Here is a 14103-nt window from a genome sequence, read left to right on the forward strand (position 1 = left end):
GCCTTCGTATTGGTGGACCGGGCGACCCAAGAGACGGTTCAAGCTTTTCGCCCACCGGCGTTACTGCCCTTGCGCCTCCTTGCGCTTCTGCCGTTCGAGGAAGTCCACCTTCCACTGCTCCATGCCCATGTAGGCCGAGTCCAGGTTGGCCTCCACGCGATAGCGGGCCTTCAATGCCGCCACCTCCTGTGCGTGTTCGCCCAGGAAGCGATCGAAGCGCTGCACCAGTTCGGGGTGGCGTACGGACGACAGGTGGAAATGGCTGCGGGTGTGGGGCAGCGAAGGGTCGAACACCAGCGCACCCGGGCGGGCCCGGACGTTGTCCAGGTAATAGGTGGCGACCACCACATTGAAGTAGGCGCCATCCGTATCCCGCCGCAGGGTCTGGTTGATCATCTGCCGCAGGTCACGGGCCTCCACCGGCTGGACCTGCCCCGCCTCGATACGCGACTGGTAGCCCCGGGGCGTCCAGCCCTTCACCAGGGCCAGCCGACGGATGCCGTCGAGCCCCTGGCCAGCATGTCGCGGGTCCACCAGCACGCCATCCACGTAGGCCACCACCGGCGCACTGTAGGTGGGCGCGTACCCGGGCGCCGCCGCACCAGCCCACTCGGGGTTGTCCGGGTAGCGCAGGTCCACCTCCCCCGCCGCCGCCCGCTGCGCCAGCTCGTTGACCGGTAATGGCCGGTACTCCAGCTGCAGGCCCTCGCTGCGGGCGAACAGGTCCAGCAGGTCGCGGCCGAAGCCGCGGTACTGCCCGCTCTCATCGAGCTGGTAGTGAGGTTGGAACGCCAGGTTCTCGACACCTACCACATAGCCCTGGGCCTGCGCCGCCAGCGGCAGCACGCCCACCAGCAAGCCCGCACAGGCGAGCCTGCCGGGAATCGACCTGCGGCGCCTCATTCACCGGTCACCAGTTGGCGGGCCAGGCGGTTGTGGCGCTCGAGCACCACGGGCAGGTCGACCGTCAGCAACTGGCCATCCCGCACCACCACCCGCCCGTTGATCACGCTGGTGGAGACCTGGGTCGGCGTGCAGAAGACCAGCGCAGCCAGCGGGTCGTGATGAGCCCCGGCATAGGCCACGTGCCCCAGGTCGAAGGCCACGAAGTCCGCCGCCATGCCCGGCGCCAGGGCGCCGATGTCGTCGCGGTTGAGCACCTTGGCGCCGCCCAGGGTGGCGATTTCCAGCGCCTCGCGGGCAGTCATGGCGTCCGGACCGAAGCCGACCCGCTGCAGCAGCAGCGCCTGGCGCACCTCGCCGATCATGCTGGCGCCGTCGTTGGAGGCCGAGCCGTCCACACCGAGGCCCACCGGCACGCCCGCATCGCGCATGCGGCGGATCGGCGCGATGCCCGAGGCCAGGCGCATGTTCGAGCACGGGCAGTGGGCGACACCGGTACCGGTGCGGGCGAACAGGTCGATGCCATGCTGGTCCAGCTGCACGCAGTGGGCGTGCCACACGTCATGGCCGACCCAGCCCAGGTCCTCGGCGTACTCGGCGGGCGTCATGCCGAACTTCTCGCGGCTGTAGGCGATGTCGTTGACGTTCTCCGCCAGATGGGTGTGCAGGGAGACACCGTACTGGCGGGCCAGCACGGCGGCCTCGCGCATCAAGTCACGGCTCACCGAGAAGGGCGAGCACGGCGCCACCACGACCCGCAGCATCGAACCGTGGGAAGCGTCGTGGTAGTCCTCGATCAGGCGCTGGGACTCCTTGAGGATGTCCGCCTCCTTCTCCACCACCGAATCCGGTGGCAAGCCACCCTGGCTGCGACCGACGCTCATGCTGCCGCGGGCGGCATGGAAGCGCATGCCGATCTCGCGGGCGGCGTGGATGCTGTCGTCCAGCTTGCAGCCATTGGGGTAGATGTAGAGGTGGTCGCTGGAGGTGGTGCAGCCGGAGAGGATCAGCTCGGCCATGGCCGTCTGGGTGGACACCCCGATCATCTCCGGCGTCAACCGCGCCCAGATGGGGTAGAGGTTGGTCAGCCAGTTGAACAGCTCGCCGTCCTGGGCAGCCGGCACCACACGGGTGAGGCTCTGGTACATGTGGTGGTGGGTGTTGACCAGGCCGGGGATCACCACCTTGCCGGTCATATCCAGCACCTCGTCGGCGCTCTGGGGCAGTTCGGCGCTCGGCCCCACCTGGCGGATGACGTTGTCCTCAATGAACAGGCCGCCCTGCCGGATCTCGCGGCGCTCGCCGTCCATGGTGACCAGCAGGTCAGCGTTCTTCACCAGCAATGTCTTGCCCATGCGTACTCTCCTCCGCCCTCGTGGGCGATCTTGTTGTTCAGGGAATGGTCAGTCGGCGAATCGAAAGGCCGGCCGCAGCCCAACCCAGCGCCCGACAGGGCACTCAGCGGTTCAGGGGGAATGCGGGAAGCGGTCCGGCGTCTCGATCAGCCGCCGGTGGCGCTCATGAAGCGGACCACCTGCACTTGCTGGTCGGCTTCGAAGTGGTGCCGTTCCGGCTTGAGCCGGAGCGCCTCCACCAGGGCCGAGCGCAGCCTGTCCGAATCGCCAGGGTGGCGACGGATCAATGCCTTCAGGTCGAGCGCGCCGTCACTGCCCAGGCACAGCACCAGCTTGCCCTCGGCGGTGACCCGCACCCGGTTGCAATCACCGCAGAAGTTGCGGCTGTGGGGTGAGATGAAGCCGACGTGGGTGTCGCTGCCGACCACCTGGTAGTAGCGCGACGGGCCGCCGGTGCGGTGGCTGCTGGGCAGCAGCTCGAAACGTTGCGCCACCCGCTCGCGCACCTCGTCCGAGGTGCACAGGGTGACCTTGCGCTCATGACTGGAGATGCTGCCCAGGGGCATCTCCTCGATGAAGCTGATGTCCAGGCCGCGCTCGACGGCGAAGGCCACCAGGTCCTCCACCTCGTCATCGTTGCGGCCCTTCTGCACCACGCTGTTGAGCTTGATGCGCCGGAAGCCGGCCCCACGCGCCGCATCGATGCCCGCCAGCACCTGGTCGAGCCGATCACGCCGGGTGAAGGCGGCAAAGCGTTCGCGCTGCAGGGAATCGAGGCTCACGTTCAGCCGGGTGACGCCGGCACCGCGCAGGTCGGCGGCCATGTGCGCCAGCTGCGAACCGTTGGTGGTGATGGCCAGGTCGTCGAGCTCGCGACGCTGGCCCAGGCGGCCAAGCAACCCGGTGAGGCCCTTGCGCACCAGCGGCTCGCCGCCAGTGACGCGGATGCGCTTCACGCCCAGGCCGATGAAGGCATCGGCGACGGTGTACAGCTCTTCGAGGCTGAGGATCTGGGCGCGCGGCGCGAAGACCATGTCTTCGCTCATGCAGTAGGTGCAACGGAAATCGCACCGGTCGGTGACCGAAAGACGCAGGTAGGTGATGGAGCGACCGAAGGGGTCGCGCAAGGTGTGGTCTGGCATCTTGAAGCCTGCCGCAGCACGCGCCGGTCGGGACCCGGCGGCATGGACGGATCGGCAGATAAGAGCAGAAAAAACACTTTTTGTATACAGGAATGCGGGGCCGGAACCCGCCAAAAGGCTGCCCGCAGCTTGCTTGAGAGCGCGGGAAAGCCGGTGCTACCATGCCCGCCCGCTCGCCAGCCGACCGTGAGGGCCCTCGGCGAGTGAACCAAGGAGCAGATGTGAGCAGTATTCGCGAGCGCAATAGAGAGCTGATCCTGAGCGCGGCCAGCGAGGAGTTCGCCGACAAGGGATTCGCCGCGACCAAGACCAGTGACATCGCCGCCAAGGCAGGCTTGCCCAAGCCCAACGTCTACTACTACTTCAAGTCCAAGGAAAACCTCTACCGGGAAGTGCTCGAGAGCATCGTCGAGCCCCTGCTGGCAGCCTCCCACCCGTTCAACGAAGGTGGCCACCCGGACCAGGTCCTGCGGGCCTACATCCGCTCCAAGATCCGCATCTCCCGCGACCTGCCCCACGCCTCCAAGGTGTTCGCCAGCGAGATCATGCACGGCGCGCCGCACCTGTCCGCCGAGCGCACCGCGCAACTCAACGAGCAGGCCCGCCACAACATCGCCTGCATCCAGGGCTGGATCGACCAGGGCCTGATGGCCCCCGTCGATCCCAACCACCTGATGTTCAGCATCTGGGCCGCGACCCAGACCTACGCCGACTTCGACTGGCAGATCTCCGTCGTCACCGGCAAGGCCAGCCTCAACGACGCCGACTACGACGCCGCCGCCGACACCATCATCCGCCTGGTGCTCAATGGCTGCGAGGTGAAGCCGGCGCCCGAACGACAGAGCGCCTGACCACCCCTCAAGCCTTGAAGGTGAGGATCGGGCTGAAGCGGGCGATCACCGCGACCGTCTCCTCCTCCACCTGGGCACGCACCACCTCGCCGATCTCCTTGTAGGCGCCGGGCGCCTCCTCGATCAGCCGCTCCTCGCGACGGGTGATGCACTGCACCCGGTCCAGCCCCAGTCCATCCGGTGCGCGACGCGCCTGCAGGCGGACCTCGCTGCGGGACATCGAACGCCCCGCCCCGTGGCTGGCCGAGCGCAGCCACTGCGCGTTGCCCAGCCCCCTGAGCAGGTAGGAGTCGTGCCCCATGCTGCCGGGAATCAGCAGGTCCTGCCCGGCATAGGCTGGCGTCGCGCCCTTGCGATGGACGTTGCCCACCGACTCCCGCAGCACGATGTTGTGCGGCACGTCCACCAGCAGCGGCGCTTCGATGTCCGCGCCGAACACCTCGCGGGTGCGCTGGCGCACCATCTCGGCGATCAGCGCGCGATTGGCATCGGCGTAGTGGGCGGCCGCATGCATCGCCGCCAGGTACTCATCGGCCATGGGCCCGAGCAGGGCGAACACCCGCGACTCGGGGTGGCGGATGCCCTTCGGCCACAGTTCGCGGGCCTTGTCCATCCAGCGCCGCCCGACATGGAAGCCCACGTCGCGGGAGCCGGTGTGGATCATCAGCACCACCTGCCCCACCGACAGGCCGCGCTCGAAGCAGGCACGGCGGTCCACCAGCTCGGTCACCACCTGCACCTCGACGAAGTGGTTGCCGCCACCCACCGTGCCCAGGCCCGGATCGCGCAGGCGCGGGCGGGCCGGGTCCTGCAGGGCTGCGGGCGCATGGCGGGCTTCGCCGCGCTCGAACGACGACGGGTGCAACTGCGCCAGCTCCGCCATCACCTGGGCGTAGTCGAGGTGCCCAAACAGCCCCTCGCGCTCGCCCCGTTGGCGCAGCGACGCCCAGAAGTCGCCCAGCCCGCCGGCGAACAGCGCCGTCATGTCGCCCGGCGCCGTGGGAATGTTGCGGGTGCCGTCCAGCAGGTCGCCGCGGACACGCTCCACCCAATCGGCCTTGCGTGACAGGAAGCGCTCGTAGTCGAGGCCCAGCCGGTGCAGGCGCATGCCGCAGTTGATGTCGGTGCCGATGCTCTGCGGGATCACCATGTCCGGGCTGGTGACAATCACCGCACCGACCGGGATGCTGGTGCCGGCATGGAAGTCCGGCGTCGCACAGGCACAGCGCACCTCGCCACCCAACGGATGGCGGACGCCTGCGAAGTCGAGCAGTTGCTGCACCGCCTTTTCCTCGATGGGCAGGGATTCGGGCAGCAGGATGCGCGCGTCGAGGCCGGCGCGGTTCAGGGAAGCGATCGAAAGGGTATTGCCGTTGACGCGGCTGATGGCCACGCCGCTGCGGGCCAGCTTCTGCTGGATCCGCTTGAAAGGGGTCTTGTTCATGACGCTGCTTTTTCGATGGACGAAAACAGGCACCGCCCGATCAGGGCGATGCAGCATGTCCGTCAGCAGCAGAAGGGACGGCGCGCATCCTAGGCTTGCGACGGCTTCGCCGCAAGCCCCGGCGCGCCGGAAGTCAGGCCGGCAGGCCGGCGTCGGCCCTCAGCCCGACCGCCTCTACGCCCGAGACGGCGCACTGCTCGTCGATGTCGGAGGTGTCGCCGCTGATGCCCACAGCCCCGATCACCTCCCCCGCCGGATCGCGGATCAGCACGCCCCCCGGAGCCGGCACCAGGTTGCCGTCGGCCAGGTGGTTGACGGCACCGATGAAGGCCGGGCGCTGCTGGGCGTCCGCCGCAATCAGCCGGGAGCCCTTGCCCAACGCCACCGCGCCCCAGGCCTTGCCGATGGCGATCTGCGGTCGAAGCATGCTGGCGCCGTCCTCGCGCTGGAGGGCGATCAGGTGCCCGCCGGCGTCGAGCACGGCAATGGTCAGCGGCGCGGCACGCAGGGCGCGCCCGGCCTCCAGCGCGCGGTGGGTGATGCTCATGGCGGTTTCCAGGGACAGGGTGCTCATGGCGAGGCTTCCTCGATCAGATGATGGTCCGGTCGCTCCTAAGCGCACCCAAGGGGCATCAGGCCCTGCTCGTCAGGCGCTGCTGGAGGCATTCGCCGGAGTAAATCAGGCAATACAAAAAAATCAACACAAAAATACAATGATCGTATTTTTTGTATACAAACAAGATGAGCGGTAGCCGATAGCCAGCCTCAACCCCGCGTCAAACGGGCGTTTTAAAGAAAGCGCGCCCTTCGTCCATCTCCCCTGGAAATCTTCTTGACCCGTTCTCGAACGCCTGAATAGAATCCGCCAACACGACTTGTATACAATTTTCACAATAAACGAGGCACAAAACATGGCCAAAATGAGAGCAATCGAGGCTGCCGTTCTGGTGATGCGCCGCGAAGGCGTCGACACTGCGTTCGGCGTACCCGGCGCCGCGATCAACCCGCTGTACGCCGCCCTGAACAAGATCGGCGGTGTTGACCATGTGCTGGCCCGCCACGTCGAAGGCGCCTCCCACATGGCCGAGGGCTACACCCGCACCAACCCGGGCAACATCGGCGTGTGCATCGGCACCTCCGGCCCGGCGGGCACCGACATGGTCACCGGCCTGTACTCCGCCTCCGCCGACTCCATCCCGATCCTCTGCATCACCGGCCAGGCACCTCGCGCCCGCCTGCACAAGGAGGACTTCCAGGCCGTCGACATCACCAACATCGTCAAGCCGGTGACCAAGTGGGCGACCACCGTCCTCGAGCCGGGCCAGGTGCCCTACGCCTTCCAGAAGGCCTTCTTCGAAATGCGCAGCGGCCGCCCTGGTCCGGTGCTGATCGACCTGCCGTTCGACGTGCAGATGGCCGAGATCGAATTCGACATCGAGGCCTACCAGCCGCTGGCCGTGAACAAGCCCAGCGCCAGCCGCATCCAGGCCGAGAAGGCCCTGGCGATGCTCAACGACGCCGAGCGCCCGGTGCTGGTAGCCGGTGGCGGCATCATCAACGCCGACGCCTCCGAGCGCCTGGTGGAGTTCGCCGAGCTGACCGGCGTGCCGGTCATCCCGACCCTGATGGGCTGGGGCACCATCCCCGACGACCACCCGCTGATGGCCGGCATGTGCGGCCTGCAGACCTCCCACCGCTACGGCAACGCCACCCTGCTGGAGTCCGACCTGGTGTTCGGCATCGGCAACCGCTGGGCCAACCGCCACACCGGCTCCGTGGACGTCTACACCCAGGGCCGCCGCTTCATCCACGTGGACATCGAACCGACCCAGATCGGCCGCGTGTTCACCCCCGACCTGGGCATCGTCTCCGACGCCGCCGCCGCCCTGGACGCCTTCCTCGAAGTCGCCCGTGAGTGGAAGGCCGCCGGCAAGCTGAAGGACCGCAGCGCCTGGGTCGAATCCTGCCGCGAGCGCAAGCGAACCCTGCTGCGCAAGACCCACTTCGACAACGTGCCGGTGAAGCCCCAGCGCGTGTACGAGGAGATGAACGAGTTCTTCGGCAAGGACACCTGCTACGTCAGCACCATCGGCCTGTCGCAGATCGCCGGTGCCCAGTTCCTGCACGTCTACAAGCCACGCCACTGGATCAACTGCGGCCAGGCCGGCCCGCTGGGCTGGACCATCCCCGCCGCCCTCGGCGTGGTCAAGGCCGATCCGCTGCGCCAGGTGGTCGCCCTCTCCGGCGACTACGACTTCCAGTTCATGATCGAGGAGCTGGCCGCCGGCGCGCAGTTCAACCTGCCCTACATCCACGTGCTGGTGAACAACTCCTACCTGGGTCTGATCCGCCAGGCGCAGCGCGGCTTCGAGATCGACTACTGCGTGCAGCTGTCCTTCGAGAACGTCAACGCACCGGAACTGAACGGCTACGGCGTGGACCACGTCGCCGTGGTCGAGGGCCTGGGTTGCAAGGCCATCCGCGTGTTCGACGCCAACGACCTGCAGGCCGCCTTCGCCCAGGCCCGCAAGCTGATGGCGGAGTTCCGCGTACCGGTGGTGGTGGAGGTCATCCTGGAGCGTGTCACCAACATCTCCATGGGCACCGAGATCAATGCCGTCAACGAGTTCGAAGAGCTGGCCCTGACCGGCGCCGACGCCCCCACCGCCATCTCGCTGCTGGACTGACGAGCCACCTCCCCTCTCCCGTTCGTGGCGGGAGAGGGGCGTCTACCGAGGAGAATCTTCATGCCCCGTTTCGCTGCCAACCTGTCCATGCTGTTCACCGAGGTGGACTTCCTGGACCGTTTCGCCGCCGCCGCCGAAGCCGGCTTCAGCGGCGTCGAGTACCTCTTCCCCTATGACTACCCGGCCGAGGAGATCAAGGCCCGCCTGGACGCCAACGGCCTGGAGCAGGTGCTGTTCAACCTGCCAGCCGGCGACTGGGCCAAGGGTGAGCGCGGCATCGCCTGCCACCCCGATCGCGTCGAGGAATTCCGCGCCGGCGTCGACAAGGCCATCGCCTACGCCAAGGTCCTGGGCAACAAGCAGGTCAACTGCCTGGCCGGCATCCGCCCGCAGGGCCACAGCTGCGAGGTGATCGAGAACACCTTCCTCAACAACCTCGAATACGCCGCCGAGCACCTCGAAGCCGCCGGCATCACGCTGGTGATGGAGATGATCAACACCCTCGACATCCCCGGCTTCTACCTGCAGACCACCCACCAGGCGCTGGATGTCCGCGAGAAGGTGGGCAGCCCCAACCTGTTCCTGCAGTACGACATCTACCACATGCAAATCATGGAGGGAGACCTGGCCCGTACCCTGGAGCGCAACCTCCCCGCCATCCACCACGTGCAGCTGGCCGACAACCCCGGCCGCCACGAACCGGGCACCGGCGAGATCAACTACCGCTTCCTCTTCCAGCACCTCGACCGCATCGGCTACCAGGGCTGGATCGGCTGCGAGTACAAGCCCGCCACCACGACCGCCGCCGGCCTGGGCTGGCTGAAAACCCACAACGCCATCTAATAACGAGGTATTCCACATGGCCAAGATCGGATTCATCGGCACCGGCATCATGGGCCTGCCCATGGCGCAGAACCTGCAGAAAGCCGGCCACCAGCTGTTCCTCTCCAACCACCATGACAAGGCCCCTGCCGCGCTCGTCGAGGCCGGCGCCATCGCCCTGGCCAACCCCCGCGAAGTGGCCCAGGAAGCCGAGTTCATCATCGTCATGGTGCCGGACACCCCGCAAGTCGAAGACGTGTTGTTCCGCAAGGACGGCATCGCCGAAGGCGTGGGCCCGAACAAGGTGGTGATCGACATGAGCTCCATCTCCCCCACCGCCACCAAGGCCTTCGCCGAGAAGATCAAGGCCACCGGCGCCACCTACCTCGACGCCCCCGTCTCCGGCGGTGAAGTCGGCGCCAAGGCCGCGACCCTGAGCATCATGGTCGGCGGCTGCCCGAATGCCTTCGAACGCGCCCTGCCGCTGTTCCAGGCCATGGGCAAGAACATCACCCGCGTCGGCGGCAGCGGTGACGGCCAGACCGCCAAGGTGGCCAACCAGATCATCGTCGCGCTGAACATCCAGGCCGTTGCCGAGGCCCTGCTGTTCGCCGCCCGCAACGGTGCCGACCCGGCCAAGGTGCGTGAGGCGCTGATGGGCGGCTTCGCCGGCTCGAAGATCCTAGAAGTACACGGCGAGCGCATGATCAAGGGCACCTTCGATCCGGGCTTCCGTATCAACCTGCACCAGAAGGACCTCAACCTGGCCCTCTCCGGCGCCCGCGAACTGGGCCTCAACCTGCCCAACACCGCCAACGCACAGCAGGTGTTCAGCACCTGCGCCGCCCTGGGCGGCAGCGGCTGGGACCACTCCGCGCTGATCAAGGGCCTGGAGCACATGGCCAACTTCTCCATCCGCAAGGAGTAAGGCGTTTGCCGCCGGGTGCATGAGCCGGTCCACGGATCGGTTTATCCTCGGCGAACCCCAATCGACTGCCCTGGCCCGAGGTGACACGGCGCCAGAGGCCAGGGTGGTCGATCCCAGTCCCGAGCGGCCCCGCACCCCGGCCGCTGGGGACTGGGATCGGCCCGCCCGACGCCCCAGGCCGACGGTAGCCCCCGAACCACTGCCCTGCCCTGGAGCCCCCTCATGCCGCTCAATCCCGAAGCCCTGCTGCGCGACCTGTTCGCCACCGCCATCGCCGCTGCCCATCCCCGCCAGGTCCTCGCCGACCACCTGCCCACCGACCGTTCCGGCCGCGTCATCGTCATCGGTGCCGGCAAGGCCGCCGCCGCCATGGCCGAGGTGATCGAGCGCGAATGGCAGGGCGAGATCGCCGGCCTGGTGGTGACCCGCTACGGCCACGGCGCCGACTGCCGGCGCATCGAAGTGGTCGAAGCCGCCCACCCGGTGCCGGACGCCGCCGGCCTGGAAACGGCCCGGCGCGTACTGGAGCTGGTCAGCGGCCTCAGCGAAGCGGACCGGGTGATCTTCCTGCTCTCCGGCGGCGGCTCCTCCCTGCTGGCCCTGCCGGCCGAAGGGCTCACCCTCCAGGACAAGCAGCAGGTCAACAAGGCCCTGCTCCGGTCCGGCGCCTCCATCTCCGAGATGAACTGCGTGCGCAAGCACCTCTCGGCCATCAAGGGCGGCCGCCTGGCCAAGGCCTGCTGGCCGGCCACCGTCTACACCTACGCCATCTCCGACGTGCCCGGCGACGAGGCCACGGTGATCGCCTCCGGCCCCACCGTGGCCGACCCGACCACCTCCGCCGACGCCCTGGCGATCCTCGCCCGCTACCAGATCGAGGTACCCGCCCACGTCCGCGCCTGGCTGCAGGACCCGCGCTCGGAGACGGTCAAGCCCGGTGACCCGTGCCTGTCCCGCAGCCATTTCCAGCTCATTGCCACACCCCAGCAATCCCTCGACGCCGCCGCCGACAAGGTCCGCGCCGCCGGCCTGACACCGCTGATCCTCGGCGACCTGGAGGGCGAATCCCGCGAGGTGGCCAAGGTCCACGCCGGCATCGCCCGGCAGATCGCCCGCCACGGCCAGCCGATCAAGCCACCGTGCGTGATCCTCTCCGGCGGCGAGACCACCGTCACCGTACGCGGCAACGGCCGTGGCGGGCGCAACGCCGAGTTCCTCCTCAGCCTGGCCCACGACCTCAAGGGCCACCCGGGCATCTACGCCCTGGCAGGCGACACTGACGGCATCGACGGTTCCGAGGACAATGCCGGCACCCTGATGACCCCGGAGAGCCACGCCCGCGCCCAGGCGCTCGGCCTGTCCTCCCGCGACGCCCTGGACGACAACGACGGCTACGGCTATTTCGCCGCCCTCGACGGGCTGATCGTGACCGGCCCGACCCGCACCAACGTCAACGACTTCCGCGCCATCCTGATTCTTGAGAGCCCCGCACATGACGCCTGACAAGAAAGTGAAGATCCTCGCCACCCTCGGGCCGGCGATCAAAGGCATCGACGACATCCGCGACCTGGTGAAGGCCGGCGTCAACCTGTTCCGCCTGAACTTCAGCCACGGCGAGCACGCCGACCACGCCCAGCGCTACCAGTGGGTGCGCGAGGTGGAGCGCGAGCTGGGCCACCCCATCGGCATCCTCATGGACCTGCAAGGGCCCAAGCTGCGGGTCGGCCGCTTCGCCGAAGGCAAGGTCCAGCTGGAGCGCGACCAGGCCTTCCGCCTCGACCTCGACGCCCGCCCCGGCGACAGCCAGCGGGTCAACCTGCCCCACCCGGAGATCATCCAGGCCCTGGAGCCGGGCATGAGCCTGCTGCTGGACGACGGCCGCCTGCGCCTGCAGGTGACCGCCAAGCATGCCGACGCGGTGGAAACCCGCGTGATCGCCGGCGGCGAGCTGTCCGACCGCAAGGGCGTGAACGTGCCCGAGGCGGTGCTGCAGCTCTCCCCCCTGACCGCCAAGGACCGCCGTGACCTGGACTTCGGCCTGGAGCTGGGCGTGGACTGGGTGGCACTGTCGTTCGTCCAGCGCCCCGAGGACATCGTCGAAGCCCGCGAGCTGATCCAGGGCCGCGCCGCACTGATGGCCAAGATCGAAAAGCCCTCCGCCGTGCAGCACCTGGAGGCCATCGCCCGCCTGTGCGACGCCATCATGGTGGCCCGTGGCGACCTGGGGGTCGAAGTGCCGGCCGAGAACGTGCCGCGCATCCAAAAGGACATCATCCGCACCTGCCGCCAGCTCGGCCGGCCGGTGGTGGTGGCGACCCAGATGCTCGAGTCCATGCGCTTCTCCCCGGCGCCGACCCGCGCCGAAGTCACCGACGTGGCCCACGCCGTGGCCGAAGGCGCCGACACCGTGATGCTGTCGGCCGAGACCGCCTCCGGCGACTACCCGCTGGAAACGGTGCAGATGATGAGCAAGATCATCCGCCAGGTGGAGAACGGCCCGGACTTCCAGAGCCAGCTCGACGTAGCCCGCCCCCAGGCCGAAGCCACGGCCTCCGACGCCATCAGCTGCGCCATCCGCCGCATCAGCAGCATCCTCCCCGTGGCCGTACTGGTGAATTACACCGAGTCCGGTGCCTCCAGCCTGCGCGCCTCCCGCGAGCGGCCCAAGGCGCCGATCCTCAGCCTGACGCCGAACCTGGCCACGGCGCGGCGCCTGACCCTGGCCTGGGGCGTCTACTCGGTGGTCAACGCCCGCCTGCACCGCGTCGAGGAGATCACTGGCACCGCCCTGGAGATCGCCCGTGGCCAGAACATGGCCCGCACGGGAGACACCCTGGTGATCACCGCCGGCGTCCCCCTCGGCACGCCCGGCTCCACCAACCTGCTGCGTATCGAACAACTGTCCTGAGGTGAAGCGGGCCGGCACGTATCGGCCCGCCACCTCCCAGCCCCGGCGCGGCCCGCCCATGCAGCGAGCCGCGCCTGACGAGCCCACGAGCCGTCCCACGCGTTCTTTCGACTGCCACCATGCGAAGCCCACACCCAACCCTCCGGGGCTGGTTCATCGGCCCCCTCAACGGGGTGAGCCAGGTATTCCTGCAACGTCATCCGGGCTGCGGCGCCGTGCTGCTGCTCGCCATCTTCCTCGGGGCGCCCAGCCTGCTGCCCTACGCCGTGCTGGGTACCTGGAGTGCCTGGTTCATCGCCCGTTGCCTGGGCGCAGCCCCTGACGACCTCGACGCCGGCCTCTACGGCTACAACGGCTGCCTGCTGGGCCTGCTGCTCGGGTTGCGCCTGGAGGGCGAGGCGCTGCTGCCGCTGTTCGTCATCGCCGCAGCCGGGCTGTCGAGCCTGGTGATGCGCCCTCTGCTGCGCGCCTCGCGCCGCCACGACAGCCTGCCGGTGTACACCAGCCCCTTCGTGGCGCTGGGCTGGATCAGCCTGTGGCTGGCCGGCCTGCTGCCGCCGCCCCAGCCGGACGACACGCCCTGGCCCCAGGTGCCCCTGGCGGACGGTGGCCTCGCCCTGTTGCGCAGCTTTGGCCAGGTGATCTTCCTCGACAGCCCCGCTGCGGGCGCCTGCGTCCTCGCCGCCCTGGCCCTCGCCAGCTGGCGCGTGGCGGCCTGGGCCCTGCTGGGCGCCGGCTCGGCGCTGCTGCTGGGCATGGCCCTGGCGCTGCCGCACACGGCCGTGATGGGTGGGCTGTTCGGCCTCAACGGCGTGCTCATCGCCATCGCCCTCGGCCAGGGTGTGCGCAGCCTGCCCCGCGTGCTGCTGGGGGTGGGGCTGGGCCTGCTGCTGCAACCCGGCTTCGCCGCCCTGGGGCTGCCGGCCATGACCGCACCCTTCATCCTCGCCTGCTGGCTGGTGCTGGCCGGCGGGCGCCTGCTGCGGGACAGCGCCCGGCGCACTGCCGGCAACGCCCATGCGCTGCGCCGTGCCCGCCGCCTTTGAAAGACCACTTCAAGAGA

The 14103-nt window shown here is 68.5% G+C and carries 12 protein-coding genes; 7 read left to right on the plus strand and 5 right to left on the minus strand.

Annotated features, from left to right (window positions below; all coding sequences use genetic code 11):
- Positions 1-60 precede the first annotated feature (60 nt).
- From PotMrB4_RS17915 to moaA, 3 genes are all read right to left on the minus strand, one after another.
- A complete protein-coding gene (locus tag PotMrB4_RS17915) occupies positions 61-903 on the minus strand; it encodes a substrate-binding periplasmic protein (RefSeq protein ID WP_172434107.1) in 843 nt (280 codons plus the stop codon).
- Positions 900-2258: an 8-oxoguanine deaminase gene (locus tag PotMrB4_RS17920; RefSeq protein WP_044404294.1), complete on the minus strand. Its 1359-nt coding sequence runs from the start codon at positions 2256-2258 to the stop codon at positions 900-902. Before PotMrB4_RS17920 ends, PotMrB4_RS17915 begins: the two co-directional genes overlap by 4 nt.
- 146 nt (positions 2259-2404) lie before the next feature.
- A complete protein-coding gene (gene moaA, locus PotMrB4_RS17925) occupies positions 2405-3400 on the minus strand; it encodes a GTP 3',8-cyclase MoaA (RefSeq protein ID WP_107330378.1) in 996 nt (331 codons plus the stop codon).
- 221 nt (positions 3401-3621) lie between these two features.
- On the opposite strand from moaA, the gene PotMrB4_RS17930 reads away from it, so the two are divergent.
- Positions 3622-4251, plus strand: a complete 630-nt coding sequence (locus PotMrB4_RS17930) for a TetR/AcrR family transcriptional regulator (RefSeq protein ID WP_172434108.1) — start codon at positions 3622-3624, stop codon at positions 4249-4251.
- Between the two features lie 7 nt (positions 4252-4258).
- On the opposite strand, the gene PotMrB4_RS17935 is transcribed toward PotMrB4_RS17930, so the two are convergent.
- Positions 4259-5695 carry an RtcB family protein gene (locus PotMrB4_RS17935; protein ID WP_172434109.1) on the minus strand — a complete coding sequence of 479 codons (1437 nt, stop codon included), beginning with the start codon at positions 5693-5695 and terminating at the stop codon, positions 4259-4261.
- Positions 5696-5828: 133 nt separating this feature from the next.
- Positions 5829-6269 carry a GlcG/HbpS family heme-binding protein gene (locus tag PotMrB4_RS17940; protein ID WP_044404282.1) on the minus strand — a complete coding sequence of 147 codons (441 nt, stop codon included), beginning with the start codon at positions 6267-6269 and terminating at the stop codon, positions 5829-5831.
- A gap of 337 nt (positions 6270-6606) precedes the next feature.
- On the opposite strand from PotMrB4_RS17940, the gene gcl reads away from it, so the two are divergent.
- The 6 genes from gcl (at position 6607) to PotMrB4_RS17970 (ending at position 14086) form a co-directional block, all read left to right on the plus strand.
- Positions 6607-8382: a glyoxylate carboligase gene (gcl, locus tag PotMrB4_RS17945; RefSeq protein ID WP_172434110.1), complete on the plus strand. Its 1776-nt coding sequence runs from the start codon at positions 6607-6609 to the stop codon at positions 8380-8382.
- Between the two features lie 60 nt (positions 8383-8442).
- On the plus strand, positions 8443-9225 hold the full coding sequence (gene hyi / locus PotMrB4_RS17950) for a hydroxypyruvate isomerase (protein ID WP_172434111.1): 783 nt from the start codon (positions 8443-8445) through the stop codon (positions 9223-9225).
- 16 nt (positions 9226-9241) lie between these two features.
- Positions 9242-10132 carry a 2-hydroxy-3-oxopropionate reductase gene (locus PotMrB4_RS17955; RefSeq protein ID WP_069564510.1) on the plus strand — a complete coding sequence of 297 codons (891 nt, stop codon included), beginning with the start codon at positions 9242-9244 and terminating at the stop codon, positions 10130-10132.
- Positions 10133-10354: 222 nt separating this feature from the next.
- Entirely contained in the window at positions 10355-11635 is a 1281-nt protein-coding gene (locus PotMrB4_RS17960) for a glycerate kinase type-2 family protein (RefSeq protein WP_172434112.1), read from the plus strand.
- Positions 11625-13040 (plus strand): pyruvate kinase, encoded by a 1416-nt coding sequence (gene pyk, locus PotMrB4_RS17965; protein ID WP_044404267.1) that lies wholly within the window; start codon positions 11625-11627, stop codon positions 13038-13040. Before PotMrB4_RS17960 ends, pyk begins: the two co-directional genes overlap by 11 nt.
- A 119-nt stretch (positions 13041-13159) precedes the next feature.
- On the plus strand, positions 13160-14086 hold the full coding sequence (locus PotMrB4_RS17970; protein ID WP_172434113.1) for an urea transporter: 927 nt from the start codon (positions 13160-13162) through the stop codon (positions 14084-14086).
- The last annotated feature ends 17 nt before the right edge of the window (positions 14087-14103 follow it).

Origin of the sequence: Metapseudomonas otitidis (genome assembly GCF_011397855.1) — a bacterium.
Lineage (GTDB): Bacteria > Pseudomonadota > Gammaproteobacteria > Pseudomonadales > Pseudomonadaceae > Metapseudomonas > Metapseudomonas otitidis.